We start from the raw sequence: 17,183 nt of genomic DNA on the forward strand, positions 1-17,183 counted from the left end.
TTTTGTAATGAGTCTGTCATAGCCAAGGGGTATTAGGTGTATAAATTGAAATCGGAGGGTGTACAGATTGTAAACTACATATAATTGGGTACAGATATAATAAGAAGGTAATCAAAACACATAGATAATACCGATCTGCAACAGGAGGAATACTTACGATGAACAAGCATGCGAAAAAATGGGGCTCCGCTCTCCTGGCAGCAGGAATTTTAGTAGGAACCGCAGTTATTCCCGTTTCTTATATTGAGGCAGCATTGACCAAACAGCAAGCTACGCCACAGCAACCGGGAATCTCCATTCAATGGGACGGCAAAACCTTGGCGACCAAAGGAGTTCAGGTAAACGGAAGCACACTGATTCCAGTAGCAGCACTGCGCGACAGTCTGGGAATTCCGGTGAGCTATGATGCCAAAACAGCGACATATACCGTAGGCAGCGGGTACAACAAGCTTTACATCATTTCTTCTTTCTCGGATACCTATGTCAATGTGAACGGAATCGGCACGCGCAACATGGACGCCAAACAGATTGCCGGGAAGCTATACATTCCTATGGGTCTGTTGAAAGACTATCTGGGTATCGATGCCCAGTGGAATGCAGCCCAAAAAACAGTAACGTTGAGTAAAAGCCAGCTAAATCCAATCACAATTGCGTCCCAATCACTTTCCGCTTCGAGTAATGCGAAGGTGTCCTACAAGATTAAGTACCCGCAAATCAGCGGCAGCCAGCTGAATCCTGAGGCTCAACAGGCCATTAACAGTGTGCTTAAAAAGCAAGCAGACAGAGTATTGGTAGCAGGCAAAAAGATGATGGCTGAGGGAGAGGCTACAACAGAAAGACCGTATGAGTTTGGGAATGATTTTGCGGTTGCCTATAACAAGGATGGTATTTTGAGTGTGATTATGCAGGATTACTCGTATACAGGCGGCGCACACGGTATGGCGGTACGTAAAGGATATACGTTCTCGCTCGCTGATGGTAAACTGCTGCAATTATCTGATGTATTGAAGGCAAATCCGAACTACAAAAAGTTCCTCAATGCTGATTTGAAGAAGAAAATTGATGCGCTTCAGTCTGGCGAAGCTTTCGGTAAATTTAAAGAGCTGGCGGCAGATCAGGACTTTTATGTGACCAACAGTGGAATAACAATCGTGTTTAGTTTGTATGATTATGCGCCATACGCGTATGGAATTCCGGAGTTCACCTACTCGTTTGCTCAACTGCTGCCTCAGGGCGGAAAGCCTTTTGCAGGACAAAATGAATAGTACCAAAAAAGCTGCCTACCGGATACGAGCATCCGGGGCAGCTTTTTCATTTACCAGCTATTCAGAAGTACATTTCTTCTCTTAAATACCTGCTGCTGGAGTGGAGCTAGTTAACACTTTATCAATAATACCATATTCCTTGGCATCATCAGCGGACATGAAATAGTCACGGTCTGTGTCTTTTTCGATGCGTTCCAATGGCTGGCCTGTGCGATCTGCGAGAATACGGTTCAGCTTGTCACGCATTTTCAGAATGCGGCGGGCGCGAATTTCAATATCCGTTGCCTGACCTTGTGCGCCACCCAATGGTTGGTGAATCATAATTTCACTGTTCGGCAGTGCAAAACGTTTGCCTTTAGCCCCGGCGTTCAGCAGGAACGCACCCATGGAGGCTGCCATACCTACACAAATGGTAGATACGTCAGGTTTAATGTATTGCATCGTATCGAAAATGGCCATACCGGCTGTAATGGAGCCGCCAGGACTGTTAATATACAAGTGGATATCTTTTTCAGGATCTTCGGCAGCCAAAAACAGCATTTGTGCAATGATAGAGTTAGCCACAACGTCATTGACGTCCGAGCCCAACAAAATAATGCGATCCTTCAACAATCTGGAATAAATGTCATAGGCGCGTTCGCCGCGGTTACTTTGTTCTACTACCATAGGAACATAGCTCACGTCAAAAAACCTCCCTTAAATATCGTTAATGGATTTAGTGGACATGCTGATAACATGCCCCTATTTATAAACTGTTACCGTAATAATCACATGATAAACAATTTCAAACAAAAAGTCAAAGAAAGTCAAACTAATGGTTAAAAAAAAGAGCCCCCTGTGCTCTTATTGGTTAAAATATTATAGAAGCTTAAAGCGTTCATTTAGAAAATGGCGCGCCCGCGAGGAATCGAACCTCGATCTCAGGCTCCGGAGGCCTACGTCATATCCGTTGGACCACGGGCGCATAGATATCAAGCAATGAACTGACTAATTAATTGGAAACAAAAATGATTATATGATATATTGCAGTGAATTGCAAGCTTTTATTATGTGTGCATATTCACATAAAAAGTTGAGAAATATAGGTTCAGATAGACTTGCAAGTGAAGCAAATATTAGGTAAGATATACGTGGGACTTAAAAAGTTACCATGGGACATTTTGAGGCCAACTGGAGATATAGTGTTAGAGAAGAAACTTAGAAGTGTGCGGGAGTGGAAAGCATGCGAAAGATATTAGAAATACAGAAGCAGCTTCTGCCCGACCTCATGGATGTCTTGAAAAAAAGGTACACGATCCTGCGCCAGATCATGCTGTCCGATGTCATTGGACGCAGAACGCTGGCAGCTTCACTGGATATGACCGAGCGCGTGCTGCGCGCCGAAACCGATCTCCTCAAGGCCCAAGGGCTCATTGAGATCGAGAGTGTAGGCATGAAGGTGAGCAAAGCAGGGCTGGATCTGCTGGAACAGCTGGAGCCGATTGCGAACAACTTGTTCGGCCTGTCCCAACTGGAGGATCAGATTCGTCAGGCCTACGGCTTGAAGAAGGTGGTTGTCGTTCCAGGGGACTCGGATACTTCACCGTTGGTGAAGCAGGAGTTGGGTCGTGCTGGAGCAAAAGCGTTGCTGAGTGTTATGGACGACGAAGATGTGGTCGCGGTAACAGGAGGCACGACGATTGCAGATGTAGCAGAACAACTGACACTACCTGCTAATGGCTCGCTCAAGGGCGGGTGGTTTGTACCGGCACGCGGGGGGTTGGGAGAGAGCATGGAAATGCAGGCTAACACCATTGCTTCCACAATGGCCCGCAAAGTTGGCGCTCAATACCGTCTGCTCCATGTACCGGATTTGCTCAGCAATCATGCCTACAACTCGTTGCTTGAGGATACGAACATTCAGGATATATTGAGCCTGATTCGAAAGAGTCGTATCATCATTCACGGGATAGGCAACGCCATAGTGATGGCACGCAGACGCAAGCTTGATCCCGAAACCTTTGCCCAGATCAGCAGTGAGGGTGCGGTTGCCGAATCGTTTGGCTATTATTTCAACGAGGACGGCGTCGTTGTTCACCGTATGCTGACGCTTGGACTCCGCTTGGAGGATATCAGGCGTACCGAGACCGTTCTGGGTGTAGCTGGAGGCAAAAGCAAGGCGACCGCTATTCACGCGGTATTGCGTTTCGGGCAAGAAGACATTCTTGTCACCGATGAAGGCGCTGCTGCCGAGATTGTAAGCCATTATTTAAAAGGTTAATACGGATTGATGAAGTGTGTTGTCTTGACGGGCTTTCGGGTCTGTCTTGAATATATAAAACTAAACTAAACGAACTTTGGGAGGAACTCACTCATGACAGTTAAAGTTGGTATTAACGGTTTCGGACGTATCGGACGCCTTGCTTTCCGTCGTATTCAAAACGTAGAAGGTATTGAAGTAGTAGCAATCAATGACTTAACAGATGCCAAAATGCTGGCACATCTGTTGAAATATGATACCACACAAGGTCCTTTCCAGGGAGAAGTAGAAGTACATGACGGCTTCTTCAGAGTAAACGGCAAAGAAGTTAAAGTTTTGGCTAACCGCAACCCTGAAGAACTGCCTTGGGGAGACCTGGGTGTAGACATCGTTCTGGAATGCACAGGCTTCTTCACAACTAAAGAAAAAGCTGAGCTTCACCTGAAAGGCGGCGCTAAGAAAGTTGTAATCTCCGCTCCAGCTACTGGCGATATGAAAACTGTCGTTTACAACGTAAACCATGACATTCTGGACGGAACTGAAACTGTCATCTCCGGCGCTTCTTGCACAACGAACTGCCTGGCTCCTATGGCTAAAACACTGAATGATAAATTCGGTATCCTTGAAGGCTTGATGACTACAATTCACGCTTACACTGGCGACCAAAACACTTTGGATGCTCCACATGCTAAAGGTGACTTCCGTCGTGCTCGTGCAGCAGCTGAAAACATCATTCCTAACACAACTGGTGCTGCTAAAGCAATCGGTCTGGTTATCCCTGAACTGAAAGGTAAACTGGACGGTGCAGCTCAACGTGTTCCAGTAGCAACAGGTTCCCTGACTGAGCTGGTAACTGTTCTGAATAAGAACGTAACTGCTGAAGAAATCAACGCAGCCATGAAAGAAGCTTCTGATCCTGAAACTTACGGATACACTGAAGATCAAATTGTATCCTCCGACATCAAAGGTATGACTTTTGGTTCCCTGTTTGATGCAACTCAAACTAAAGTTCTGACAGTTGGCGACAAACAACTGGTTAAAACTGTAGCATGGTATGACAATGAAATGTCCTACACTGCACAATTGATCCGTACGTTGGAATACTTCGCTAAACTGGCTAAATAAGAACAGTTTTATCGCGCAACAACATAGAGCGGAAACAGGTGTTATTGTTTCCGCTCTTTATATATCAAAATGTGCCTTGAATTCCTGTTTCGTAAAATTAAAAGGGTGCGGAGGAATATGGAGATGAACAAAAAAAGCGTACGTGATATAGAACTGAACGGAAAACGAGTGTTTGTGCGTGTAGATTTTAACGTTCCGGTCGAGGATGGTAAAATTACCGATGACAAGCGTATTCGTGAAACCTTGCCAACCATTAACTACCTGATTGAAAAAGGTGCAAAAATTATTTTGGCGAGTCACTTTGGACGTCCAAAGGGTCAGGTCGTTGAATCCATGCGTCTGACTCCTGCCGGCGTGCGTTTGTCCGAGCTGCTTAAAAAGCCTGTTGTTAAAGTAGACGAAGCAGTAGGCGAGGCTGTCAAAGCGAAAGTGGCTGAACTGCAAAACGGCGACGTACTGTTGCTTGAAAATGTGCGTTTCTACCCGGGAGAAGAGAAAAATGATCCTGAACTGGCGAAGCAATTTGCTGAGCTGGCTGACATTTTCGTAAATGATGCATTTGGTGCAGCACACCGTGCTCATGCTTCCACAGAAGGTATCGCTCACTTCCTGCCAGCTGTTTCCGGCTTGCTGATGGAGAAAGAGTTGTCTGTCATCGGTAAGGCTCTTTCGAATCCAGACCGTCCTTTTACAGCCATTATCGGCGGTTCCAAAGTAAAAGACAAAATCGACGTGATCGACAACCTGCTGAACATTGCTGATAACGTAATTATCGGCGGCGGTTTGACTTATACATTCTTTAAAGCTCAAGGTTATGAAGTGGGTCAATCCTTGCTGGATGAATCCAAACTGGACGTTGCTCTTGGATTTATCGAAAAAGCGAAGAAGCTCGGCAAAAACTTTTATCTTCCAGTGGATGTCGTTATTGCTGACGATTTCAGCGCTACAGCGAACACGGACATTGTGGACATCGACAGCATTCCTGCGGATTGGGAAGGTTTGGATATCGGACCGAAAACTCGTGAAATCTATGCAGATGTGATCAAAAACTCCAAATTGGTTGTTTGGAATGGACCAATGGGCGTATTTGAAATCGAGCCTTTCGCTGGTGGTACGCTTGAAGTGGCGGAAGCTTGCGCAACAACAGAAGCATACACCATCATTGGTGGCGGTGATTCTGCGGCTGCGGCTGAGAAATTCCACCTGGCTGACAAAATGGATCACATTTCCACAGGTGGCGGCGCATCTCTGGAATTTATGGAAGGCAAAGCACTTCCAGGTGTTGTTGCACTTAACGATAAGTAATCAAACGCTTACGCGTAATAAAGGCTTTAGGGCACCTAATAGTTAGGAGTTGAAACCATTGAGAACACCGATTATCGCGGGTAACTGGAAGATGTTTAAAACCGTCCCAGAAGCTAAAACCTTCATCGAAGAAATCAAAGGCAAAGCAGAGGTTGCAGGAGTGGAAAGCGTAATCTGCGCTCCATTTACAAATCTTCCTGCTCTGGTTGAAGCAGTAAAAGGCACATCTATTAAAATTGGCGCACAAAACCTGCACTTTGCAGAAGATGGTGCATTTACAGGTGAAATCAGCGGCGGAATGCTGCAGGATCTGGGCGTAGACTACGTTGTAATCGGACACTCCGAGCGTCGTGAGTATTTTAACGAAACAGACGAAACGGTAAACAAAAAGGTTCATGCCGCATTCCGCCATAGCCTGACTCCGATCGTGTGTGTAGGCGAAAAGCTGGAAGACCGTGAAGCGGGTCAAACCAAAGAGGTTGTAAAAGTGCAAACTGTAGCGGCTTTTGAAGGTTTGGCTAAGGATCAGGCTGCGCAAGTCGTTGTTGCTTATGAGCCAATCTGGGCGATCGGTACAGGAAAATCCTCCACTTCGCAGGATGCGAATGAAGTAATCTCCTATATCCGCAGTCTGGTTAGAGAGCTGTATGATGAAAATACAGCAAATGCTGTACGTATTCAGTACGGCGGCAGTGTAAAACCTGAAAATGTTGCTGAGTACCTGGGTCAAAGCGATATCGACGGCGCGCTCGTGGGCGGTGCCAGTCTTCAACCGGCGTCGTACATCGCGCTTGTTGAGGGGGCGAAGTAAGATGGCAGCACCAAAACCGGTAGCTTTGATCATTATGGACGGATTTGGACTACGTGATACTGTGGAAGGCAATGCAGTTGCACAGGCCAACAAACCGAATTACGACCGGTATTTAAAACAATATCCTCATGCTACGCTGACAGCTTCTGGCGAAGCCGTGGGTCTACCGGAAGGCCAAATGGGTAACTCCGAAGTAGGTCACTTGAACATCGGCGCAGGCCGAATTGTGTATCAAGACCTGACTCGTATTTCGAAGTCCATTCGCGAAGGTGAATTCTTCGATAATAAAACGTTGGTTAAAGCCGTTCAGCATGCCAAGAAGAACAACACTAAACTTCACCTGTACGGACTTCTGTCCGACGGCGGCGTGCATAGCCATATCAGCCATTTGTTCGCAATGCTGGAATTGGCGAAAAAAGAAGGCTTAACTGAAGTGTACGTTCATGCTTTTATGGATGGACGCGATGTTATGCCTGACAGCGGTGTAGGCTTTATGCAACAGCTGATCGCTAAAATCCAGGAAGTGGGCGTCGGCCAAATTGCGACCGTACAAGGACGCTATTACGCAATGGACCGCGACAAACGTTGGGAACGTGTTGAGAAGTCTTACCGTGCCATTGTATACGGGGAAGGTCCTCAATATACAGACCCGCTGGAAGCATTGAAGGAATCGTATGAAAAATCAGTGTTCGATGAATTTGTGGAGCCAACCGTGATTGTGAAGGCCGATGGAAGTCCTGTAGGGCTGGTCGAAAGCAATGACTCTGTTGTATTCCTGAATTTCCGTCCTGACCGTGCAATTCAACTGTCTCAAGTATTTACCAATGAAGATTTCCGTGGTTTTGACCGTGGACCCAAATGGCCTAAGGACCTGCACTTTGTTTGCTTGACCTTATTCAGTGAAACGGTGGGAGGCTTTGTAGCCTATGAGCCGAAGAACCTGGATAATACGTTTGGCGAAGTGCTGGTACAAAACAACAAAAAGCAATTGCGTATTGCTGAGACAGAAAAGTATCCGCATGTTACCTTCTTTTTCAGTGGCGGACGTGATGTAGAACTGCCTGGCGAAACTCGTGTCTTGATCAATTCGCCTAAAGTAGCTACCTATGACCTGAAGCCTGAAATGAGTGCGTACGAAGTTGCGGATGCAGCAGTGAAAGAAATCGAAGCTGACAAGCATGACGCAATCATCCTGAACTTTGCCAATCCGGATATGGTTGGACACTCCGGTATGATGGAACCAACTATTAAGGCGGTAGAAGTGACGGATGAATGTGTTGGGCGTGTTGTCGACGCGGTTAAAGCCAAAGGCGGCGTGGTTGTGATCATTGCCGACCATGGTAACGCGGATATGGAAGTTGATGAGCAAGGACGTCCGTTCACCGCTCATACGACTAATCCGGTTCCGTTTATTTTGACGGACGAAAATATCGTATTGCGTGAACATGGAATTCTGGCTGACGTCGCACCAACACTTCTGGATTTGATGCAGATTCCGCAGCCTGCGGAAATGACAGGAAAATCTATGATTGCATCCCGCAAGTAAGCTTGATTTAATAAGTATAGACTTGACCAATAAATCATGATTCACAAAGGAGATTAAGTACAAATGACTATTATTTCTGACGTGTACGCTCGCGAAGTCCTCGACTCTCGTGGTAACCCTACAGTTGAAGTTGAAGTATATCTGGAATCCGGTGCTATCGGTAGCGCTATCGTTCCTTCCGGTGCCTCCACTGGCGCTCACGAAGCTGTAGAGCTTCGTGATAACGACAAATCCCGCTACCTGGGTAAAGGCGTTCTGCAAGCTGTTAAAAACGTGAACGAAATCATCGCTCCTGAAGTGATCGGCTTGGATGCTGTGAACCAGGTAGAAATCGACACATTGATGATCAAATTGGACGGTACACCAAACAAAGGCAAACTGGGTGCGAATTCCATTCTGGCTGTATCCATGGCTGTGGCTCGCGCTGCTGCTGAAGCTCTTGGTCTGCCACTGTATACTTACCTGGGTGGATTCAACGCAAAACAACTGCCAGTACCAATGATGAACATCGTTAACGGTGGTGCTCATGCCGACAACAACGTTGACGTTCAAGAATTCATGGTTCTTCCTGTAGGCGCTCCTACTTTCAAAGAAGCTCTGCGTATTGGTGCAGAAATCTTCCACAACCTGAAAGCCGTATTGAACTCTAAAGGTTTGAACACTGCTGTTGGTGATGAAGGCGGTTTTGCTCCTAACTTCAAATCCAACGAAGAAGCCCTGTCCACTATTATCGAAGCGATCGAAAAAGCCGGCTACAAACCAGGTGTTGACGTATTCCTTGGTATGGACGTTGCTTCCACTGAGTTCTACAAAAATGGAAAATACACGCTGGAAGGCGAAGGCAAATCCTTCACTTCTGCTGAGTTCGTTGATCTGCTTGCTTCTTGGGTTGATAAATACCCAATCATCACCATCGAAGATGGCTGCTCTGAAGATGACTGGGAAGGTTGGAAATTGCTCACTGAAAAACTGGGCAGCAAAATCCAATTGGTTGGTGACGACCTGTTCGTAACCAACACAGAACGTCTGGCTAAAGGTATCGAAGAAAAAATCGGTAACTCTATCCTGATCAAAGTAAACCAAATCGGTACACTGACTGAAACATTCGATGCTATCGAAATGGCTAAACGTGCAGGATACACTGCAGTAATCTCTCACCGTTCCGGTGAATCCGAAGACAGCACCATTGCTGATATCGCTGTTGCAACAAATGCAGGCCAAATCAAAACAGGTGCTCCTTCCCGTACTGACCGTATTGCGAAGTACAACCAATTGCTCCGCATTGAGGATCAACTGGGTGAAGTATCTCAATACCACGGCCTGAAATCTTTCTACAACCTGAAAAAATAAGATTGCGACAAAATCCTGACGGTGTTTTAAGTATTATGCTGTAAAGCGTAAAACTTGAATGCCAGAAGGTTTCAAGCAATGATCCAACAGACAGACCTGTTCGCTACTATGAGCAGGTCTGTTTTTGTGCATTGAGAGTCATTCAGCATAGCAGGTTGTTATCTACTGGAAGCTGTGGTAGAATGGAAGTAGTGTTTTGCGTTGATTTCCGGCTATTCATCACATGATATGGACATGTTTTTATAAAAGAAGCTGTGTTGTTTTGCAAAACAGATGTATAAGCTCAGGAGGTGGGATTTTTCATGGAAATCTTTTTGAAAGTGCTGCTCATTGTGTTCTCAATTGCTGTTGTTGCGGTTGTTTTACTGCAAAAAGGGAAAAGCGCAGGTTTGTCTGGTGCCATCTCTGGTGGTGCTGAGCATCTGTTCGGCAAAACAAAAGCTCGCGGTATGGATTTGATTCTGCAACGTATAACTGCGGTTTTGGGTGCGTGTTTTATGATTGTTGCTGTTCTGGTTGCATTTTATGCAAAATAAGCTAAATAATGAACCTCAAGCCTTCGTTTCACAGGAAACGGGGGCTTTTTTTGGATTTTGAATAGGCAAGGGATGCCGTCGATTAAATTCGTGTATACTAGGGTATGAGTATATAAGAGCCTTGTTAGAACAAGGAGCACGCGGAATATTACTGAAAATTAAAGGTCGCCCGAGGTGGACAAAACTATGATAACAGAGCAACAACTACTCGACTTTATGCGCGAGACCGCATATAAGCCTATGACATACCAGGAGCTGGAGCAGCATTTTGACATTAAGGACGCGGAAGAGTTCCGTGAATTTCTTAAGCTCTTGAACGCACTGGAGGAAGACGGGAAAATTCTGCTGACCCGTACCAACCGCTATGGCGTACCGGAACGGATGGATTTGCTGCGCGGGCGTTTGCAGGCTCATGCCAAGGGCTTTGCTTTTCTGATTCCGGAGGACCGGGAGCATCCAGATGTGTACATTCATGCTAATGATTTAAAGAGCGCAATGAATGGAGATACGGTGCTGGTAAGAGTGACGTCGAAAGGACCTGCGGGTGGACGTTTGGAAGGCGAAGTCGTGCGGATCGTGAAGCGCGCTGTGCTTCAAGTGGTGGGTGTGTTTCAGAACCACGAAGCATACGGTTTTGTGTTGCCGGATGATAAGCGCATTAACCGTGATATTTTTATCCCCAAAGAAAGCTTCAACGGGGCTGTCAACGGACAAAAGGTTGTTGTCCGTATTGTAAGCTACCCGGAAGGCAGGGCGGCAGCGGAAGGCGAAGTGCTCGAGGTGCTGGGGCATAAGGATGATCCTGGCGTCGATATTTTATCGGTGATTCGCAAGCACCAGCTTCCGGAGGCTTTTCCCGATGAAGTGACAGCGGAAGCGGATCAGGCTCCCGATGCGATAACGGAAGAAGAAATTGTGCGTCAGGGTCGTCGCGATTTGCGTGACAAGATTATTGTAACGATTGACGGCGAGGATGCCAAAGACCTGGACGATGCGGTCAATGTAGAGCGTCTGCCAAGCGGAAACTACCGTTTGGGCGTTCATATTGCAGACGTAGGGTATTATGTGCGTGAGAACTCCAAACTGGATCAGGAGGCATATAATCGCGGCTGTAGCGTGTATTTGGTTGATCGTGTTATTCCGATGCTTCCACATCGGCTGTCCAACGGGATTTGTTCCTTGAATCCGCAGGTGGATCGGCTGACTTTGTCCTGTGAGATGGAATTCAATGAGCATATGAAAGTCGTAAAGCATGACATTTTTACCAGTGTGATTAAAACGAAAGAACGGATGACATATACCAATGTTCGCAAAATCCTCGAAGAGGAAGATGCTGAGCTGATGGAACGCTACAAGGATTTGGTGGATGAATTCCGTACGATGAAGGAACTGGCTTTGAAGCTGCGTGCTAACCGGATGCGGCGGGGGGCGGTAGATTTTGATTTTGATGAAGCAAAAGTCATTGTGAATGATGAAGGTAAAGCTGTCGATATCATTAAACGAGAGCGCACGATTGCTGAACAAATTATCGAGGAGTTCATGCTGGCAGCTAATGAAACAGTAGCAGAGCATTTCCATTGGCTAAAGGTACCGTTCTTGTATCGAATACATGAGGACCCGGACCCGGAAAAATTGCAAAATTTCATGGCTTTTGCCGCTAATTTTGGATACCAAATCAAGGGGCGGGGGAACTCCATCCATCCGCGGGCACTGCAAACCTTGCTGGAGGATATCGAGGGAACCAAAGAGCAGACGGTGCTTAGCACCATGATGCTGCGTTCGATGAAGCAGGCGAAGTATGATGCAGAATCTACGGGGCATTTTGGACTGGCTGCGGAATACTATTCGCATTTCACATCGCCGATTCGCCGTTATCCGGACTTGGTCATTCACCGCGTCATCCGTGAGGTATTGGAGAATGGCGGGGCTTTGACAGCCGAGCGCCAGGAATATCTGACGGCACGCATGCCGGATATTGCACAGCAATCCTCCGAGCGTGAACGTGTGGCTGTTGATGCAGAGCGCGATACAGAGCAGATGAAAAAGGCTGAGTATATGCTCGATAAGGTCGGCGAGGAATTCGAGGGAATTATCAGTAGCGTCACCAGCTTTGGTATGTTTATTGAGCTGGACAACACGGTGGAGGGTCTGACACGTCTGAGTGCGCTTACGGACGACTTTTACCATTTTGACGAGCAGCATATGGCCTTAATCGGTGAACGTACCTCCAAGGTATTCCGTATCGGGGACGAGGTTAAAGTTCGCGTCGCGCGCGTCAATATGGATGATTACACAATCGACTTTGAACTCGTCGATATGAAGCAGCGGCAGCCTCGTGAGCGGGCAAACGGCTCGGGATACGGTGGAGGCTTTGCACGTGGTGAGGGCCGGGGTAAAAGCAAAGGCAGCGAAGGACGTGATCGCAAGGGCGGCAAGGACAAAAAAGGTCGAGACCGCAGAAGCGGTCGTGACACGGCCGGGAAGCCTGCAGGAGTCGGCAACGGAGGTATTAGCACCGCAGGCCGCACGGCCCGCGACGGTGGAAACGGAGCAGGCACCAGCCAGACAGGCAGCTTCGGTTTTGGCAGCGGCAAGGGCGGATATAATTCGCCAATCGCCGGTACAAGCAAGCGCAGGAAGAAGAAGACATCTGCTAGCGGTGTTTTTATCGGCAGCGCGGCTACACCAGGCAGTGACGCGGGATCAGGCGGTGAAGGTGCCGGGCGCCGCAAACGGAAGAATAAAGGCGGTAGTGGAGGTAACGGCACCGCTGCATTTGTACGAAAAAAGAAGAAGTAAACAGGATAGGCCGTTTATACTGGTTGACTGCTGGTGGAAGCTTTTGTGTTAGCGTGTAAAGCTGGTTTAAGGGTATGTATTAGGGGGCTTCCGTCTGCTGTGACAGATGGGGGCCATTTTGTTTTTGAAGTATGTAAATCATATACAATCCGTGAGTGTAGGAAGTGACGGCTTGCCTTTCTTGCTTTTACCAACCGAATTTTGTTACAATATGTTTCTAGGCGGAGCTTCATAGCATCGGATGCAATACTTAGATCTAGAATCGATTACGTTATTCAAAGGAGTGGTATTCATGGGTAAGAAGGCAGACGGGAAAGTGCTCGCCCAGAACAAAAAAGCTTCCCATGACTATTTTATTGAGGACACCTACGAGGCGGGCATGGTGTTAACGGGAACGGAAATCAAGTCCTTGCGGAATGGGCGTTCCAATATTAGTGATGCCTTTGCTACGATCCGTAATGGCGAAATTCATATTCACAATATGCATATCAGTCCTTTTGAGCAAGGTAATCGTAACAATCCGGCCGATCCGACGCGTACGCGCAAGCTGCTGCTGCATAAAGAGCAGATTCGCAAGCTTATCGGTCAGTCCAAACAGGAAGGCTACACCATTGTGCCGCTTAAGGTTTATGTCCGCAACGGCTATGCCAAACTGCTGCTTGGACTGGGTAAAGGTAAGAAGCAGTATGACAAGCGGGAAACGGCTGCCAAACGCGATGCACAGCGTGATATCCAGCGTGCTCTGCGTGAGAAGCAAAAAATTGCGAGATAAGCTGCTGCATTATGGTGTATGGTACAAATTACGTGGATAAGTTACTTGTTCCTGTAATGGTGCTATTTTATCGAGCTATAATGGCTTTATTCCGTTTCGTTATGGCATGTAATATGGTATACTAACGAAGTAGTCAGCTTTAAAGTATTTCATGTTGTTCGACTGTTGAATCTCAGGATTCAGCTTACGATATGATGCATGCTTATGCTCCGGTATTTCCGGATTAATCTGTGGAGCCCTTTTTTAATGAGGGGGCGTTTATGGATTCGACGGGGATAGTTCGAGCATGAGTAGCGGGTAGTGGGGACGCGTCCGCTTCATCAACGCTAAAGCCATAATAACTGGCAAACAACAAAACAACTACGCTTTCGCAGCTTAATAACCTGTGAGCGTGCTCCTCTCCTGCATCGCCCATGTGCCGGATGTAGGGGCTAACCTATAGTGGGATACGCTGTCACATCTCCGCCTGGGGTGTGCTGAAGAAGACAATCAGGCTGACCTGATCGAAAGCCGGTTACAGGGCGTTTGGCCAGGTGACATCAAAACTGTGACTACACCCGTAGAAGCTTATGTGGCGTTATCTTCGGACAGGGGTTCGACTCCCCTCGCCTCCATTTAAGTATTATGAAAAAAGCGACCTATCTCGGTCGCTTTTTTTGCATCTCCATATAATTAAATGGCTACGCAATGCTTCTTAGTCAATCCGGCCAGTTCTTTAAAGGTATATTCGTGATTGACCCTGTCTATCGCGAAATCTTCGGCATGTTTAGTTCGGCTGATTTTCCCTCCCGCCTCCAGAATTCCAAACACTTTTTTAGTAGTTCCTTTTCCCATCGGAACTTTTGAACATAATAGTTCTGATCCACATATTGGACTCGTCTTCCCCGTTGATCCAACAGACCCAATTTACCTGTTCTTGGTATTTATACATTCAGCGCTTCATCCGAATCTTATCTTGTATTCCCAAACGAGCGTTAATCTCCCGGTACGTCCAGTTTTCCTTAACGTGCAGGCGGATCGATTCCATCTTTACATCGTCTTATACTTCTGACCTTTTATCCCCAAGACAAATGCACTGGTAAGTGGCAAATTTCTGTCCGTAGGGGTGTTCATTCAGTTTATTTCCAATAATAATAAACAAGTTAAAATTTTTGACTATGCCCCACAATTTAGGGTGTTGGGAGCAGGGGGGAATTGACGAATACTGGCGAATTAGTTCGAAATTATGGGAAAGAGTCTTATATGATACTAATTTCTCCCCCTTGAAGATTATTGATAGACGCTGTAGTTTGAATGTAAGTCTTATTAGTTTGACTCATGAGTTGTGATATTTTTCTCATTATAAAGTTTGTATAAATGTTTCATTCATATAATTACATGGGGGAGGTGAAACCTGACGGCTTTTTGATAACGATTCAATGGTGTATGTAACAAATCAAATTTAGGAGGATTGGAAATGGAAAAGAGGATTATGAATGTAATGAGTATTGTTTTATTATTTTCTCTTCTAATATCTTTATTAGGATTGCAAAGTACTACAACTTATGCTGCCGGTCTTTCGATCATCGGCGGTGGAGGCTGGAATGAAACTGCGTATGTAAAATGGTCACCTGAAAGCAATGCGGAAGGATATAATGTATATGTTAAACCTGTAAACGCGTCAGATTCTTACTATCAACAAATTGATAATGAATTAATCCGAAAATACCCCTCCTATTGGAGAGCTGATGCCTTAGGTCTTGCAGCTGGAGATTATGTCATGAAAGTTGAAGCCAGGCTGCCAGACGGATCAACGGTAAGTGCTGTTTCAAACAAGCTATCCGTAGCGTCACATGATAGATCCGGATTTGCTTTCTCATCAAAATCGCAATATGGCACGGGTTCGGGTGCTTATAATAATGACGGAACACTTAAGAATGGTGCCCAAGTTCTTTATGTAACCTCCGGGACTGCACGAACAGTAACCCTCGGTGTGAAAACCAATAGCTCAGGTCGTGTTCAAACGGGTGTTGGTCTGGGTGAGATCTTGGCATTAAGACAAAAAGGCTATGATACAACACCACTTGCAATCCGATTTATTGGAAAAGTTACAAAAGATGACCTGAGAGGACAACTTGATAGCAGTGGATATCTCCAAGTAAAAGGCAAAAAAAATTATTCAGAAATGAATATGACGATTGAAGGTATCGGAGACGATGCCTATGCTTACGGATGGGGAATACTTCTTAGATATGTCGGAAATGTGGAAGTGAGAAACCTGGGTGTGATGTTGTTCCCTGATGACGGTATTTCAATGGATACAGGGAATATCAATGTTTGGGTGCATAATAATGATATATTCTATGGAACTGCAGGAGGAGATGCTGACCAAGCAAAGGGCGATGGCTCCACCGACCTTAAAAAAGGATCGTCGTATATTACAATCTCTTATAATCACTACTGGGATTCAGGAAAATCAGCTCTGGTCGGCTTAAGTGAATCGTCAGAATTCTTTGCCACCTTCCACCATAACTGGTTTGATCATTCAGACTCCCGTCATCCACGTATAAGAGTGGCATCTGTTCATATATATAATAACTTCTTTGATGGAATCTCAAAATATGGTGTCGGTGTTACAATGGGAGCTTCAGCCTTTGTAGAATCTAATTATTTTAGACATGCTAAATATCCAATGCTGAGTTCCTTGCAAGGTACGGATGCTTTAGGGGAAGGTATATTTTCAGGCGAAAACGGAGGTGTGATTAAGGCCTACAACAATAGTATAGTTGATGCTGCCAGTCTGATTTATACCAACTCCAATAACGGGACGGCTCCAGCAAATAAAAACTCCTTTGATGCGTACTTAGCTTCGTCGAGAAATGAAACCGTACCAAGCTCATACAAAGCTCTAAAAGGAGGAACGGCATATAACAACTTTGATACAAGCGTCGATACTGGAGTAAATGGCGCTGACATTGATAACGTAAGCGATGTTGAACAAATTGTTACTGCAAAAGCTGGACGCCTGAGTAACGGAGACTTTACATGGAAATTTGATAATTCTGTTGATGACACGTCGTATGTACTCAATTCGGCTCTAATGGCTAAAATAAAAAGCTACACAACTCAGCTTGTATCTGTGGGGGGTAATTCAGTTCCAACGGAGCCAACACCGACTCCTGTTCCGGTACCAACACCAGGAGAATAGGTTCATAACTTTACAATAGCTGGAACCAATAGCGAAGCTTCAACATTAACATTAGTGCTTAATTTAGCAGACGGAGCAAAAATCAAGGTTGATGGGACCAGTTATCCAATCACTGATGGTATTGTCAGTGTATCACTTGCTCCTGGCGCACATACCATAACAAAAGATAATCCTACTAATCTTTATTACATGGAATTACAATAAGTTATCTGATAAGACGGAGATCAAAACACCATTCAAGTTTAAGT

Annotated in this window: 12 protein-coding genes, 1 tRNA gene, 1 other RNA gene and 1 pseudogene; 12 read left to right on the forward strand and 3 right to left on the reverse strand. The window is 45.9% G+C overall.

Going from position 1 to position 17,183, the window contains the following annotated elements; all coding sequences use genetic code 11:
• The first annotated feature begins 158 nt into the window (after nt 1-158).
• Nucleotides 159-1,265 carry a PdaC/SigV domain-containing protein gene (locus tag JO375_RS13650; RefSeq protein ID WP_229524986.1) on the forward strand — a complete coding sequence of 369 codons (1,107 nt, stop codon included), beginning with the start codon at nt 159-161 and terminating at the stop codon, nt 1,263-1,265.
• Nucleotides 1,266-1,346: 81 nt separating this feature from the next.
• Here JO375_RS13650 and clpP read toward each other — a convergent pair whose 3' ends face one another.
• The gene (gene clpP / locus JO375_RS13655) at nt 1,347-1,946 is read right to left on the reverse strand and encodes an ATP-dependent Clp endopeptidase proteolytic subunit ClpP (RefSeq protein WP_267497696.1); all 600 of its coding nucleotides are present in this window, start codon (nt 1,944-1,946) and stop codon (nt 1,347-1,349) included.
• A 208-nt stretch (nt 1,947-2,154) separates the two neighbouring features.
• A tRNA-Arg gene (locus JO375_RS13660) sits at nt 2,155-2,229 on the reverse strand.
• A gap of 258 nt (nt 2,230-2,487) precedes the next feature.
• Between JO375_RS13660 and JO375_RS13665 the strand changes: the two genes are divergently transcribed.
• From JO375_RS13665 to ssrA, 10 genes are all read left to right on the forward strand, one after another.
• On the forward strand, nt 2,488-3,525 hold the full coding sequence (locus JO375_RS13665; protein ID WP_229524987.1) for a sugar-binding transcriptional regulator: 1,038 nt from the start codon (nt 2,488-2,490) through the stop codon (nt 3,523-3,525).
• Between the two features lie 93 nt (nt 3,526-3,618).
• Nucleotides 3,619-4,629 (forward strand): type I glyceraldehyde-3-phosphate dehydrogenase, encoded by a 1,011-nt coding sequence (gene gap / locus JO375_RS13670; RefSeq protein ID WP_229524988.1) that lies wholly within the window; start codon nt 3,619-3,621, stop codon nt 4,627-4,629.
• A gap of 123 nt (nt 4,630-4,752) precedes the next feature.
• Nucleotides 4,753-5,934, forward strand: a complete 1,182-nt coding sequence (locus JO375_RS13675; protein WP_229524989.1) for a phosphoglycerate kinase — start codon at nt 4,753-4,755, stop codon at nt 5,932-5,934.
• A 58-nt stretch (nt 5,935-5,992) separates the two neighbouring features.
• Entirely contained in the window at nt 5,993-6,745 is a 753-nt protein-coding gene (gene tpiA, locus JO375_RS13680) for a triose-phosphate isomerase (protein WP_229524990.1), read from the forward strand.
• Between the two features lies 1 nt (nt 6,746).
• On the forward strand, nt 6,747-8,291 hold the full coding sequence (gpmI, locus tag JO375_RS13685) for a 2,3-bisphosphoglycerate-independent phosphoglycerate mutase (RefSeq protein ID WP_229524991.1): 1,545 nt from the start codon (nt 6,747-6,749) through the stop codon (nt 8,289-8,291).
• Nucleotides 8,292-8,354: 63 nt separating this feature from the next.
• Complete coding sequence (gene eno, locus JO375_RS13690; RefSeq protein WP_229524992.1) at nt 8,355-9,641, forward strand: phosphopyruvate hydratase; 1,287 nt, start codon at nt 8,355-8,357, stop codon at nt 9,639-9,641.
• A gap of 302 nt (nt 9,642-9,943) precedes the next feature.
• Nucleotides 9,944-10,177: a preprotein translocase subunit SecG gene (gene secG / locus JO375_RS13695; protein ID WP_229524993.1), complete on the forward strand. Its 234-nt coding sequence runs from the start codon at nt 9,944-9,946 to the stop codon at nt 10,175-10,177.
• A 186-nt stretch (nt 10,178-10,363) separates the two neighbouring features.
• On the forward strand, nt 10,364-12,976 hold the full coding sequence (gene rnr, locus JO375_RS13700) for a ribonuclease R (protein WP_229524994.1): 2,613 nt from the start codon (nt 10,364-10,366) through the stop codon (nt 12,974-12,976).
• Nucleotides 12,977-13,268: 292 nt separating this feature from the next.
• A complete protein-coding gene (smpB, locus tag JO375_RS13705; protein ID WP_229524995.1) occupies nt 13,269-13,748 on the forward strand; it encodes an SsrA-binding protein SmpB in 480 nt (159 codons plus the stop codon).
• 250 nt (nt 13,749-13,998) lie between these two features.
• Nucleotides 13,999-14,365, forward strand: a transfer-messenger RNA (tmRNA) gene (gene ssrA, locus JO375_RS13710).
• A 55-nt stretch (nt 14,366-14,420) separates the two neighbouring features.
• Here ssrA and JO375_RS13715 read toward each other — a convergent pair.
• Nucleotides 14,421-14,582 (reverse strand): hypothetical protein, encoded by a 162-nt coding sequence (locus tag JO375_RS13715; protein ID WP_229524996.1) that lies wholly within the window; start codon nt 14,580-14,582, stop codon nt 14,421-14,423.
• Between the two features lie 622 nt (nt 14,583-15,204).
• Between JO375_RS13715 and JO375_RS13720 the strand changes: the two are divergent.
• Nucleotides 15,205-17,139 (forward strand): annotated as a pseudogene (locus JO375_RS13720) (pectate lyase family protein).
• The last annotated feature ends 44 nt before the right edge of the window (nt 17,140-17,183 follow it).

The organism is Paenibacillus farraposensis, assembly GCF_020736845.1.
Lineage (GTDB): Bacteria > Bacillota > Bacilli > Paenibacillales > Paenibacillaceae > Paenibacillus > Paenibacillus farraposensis.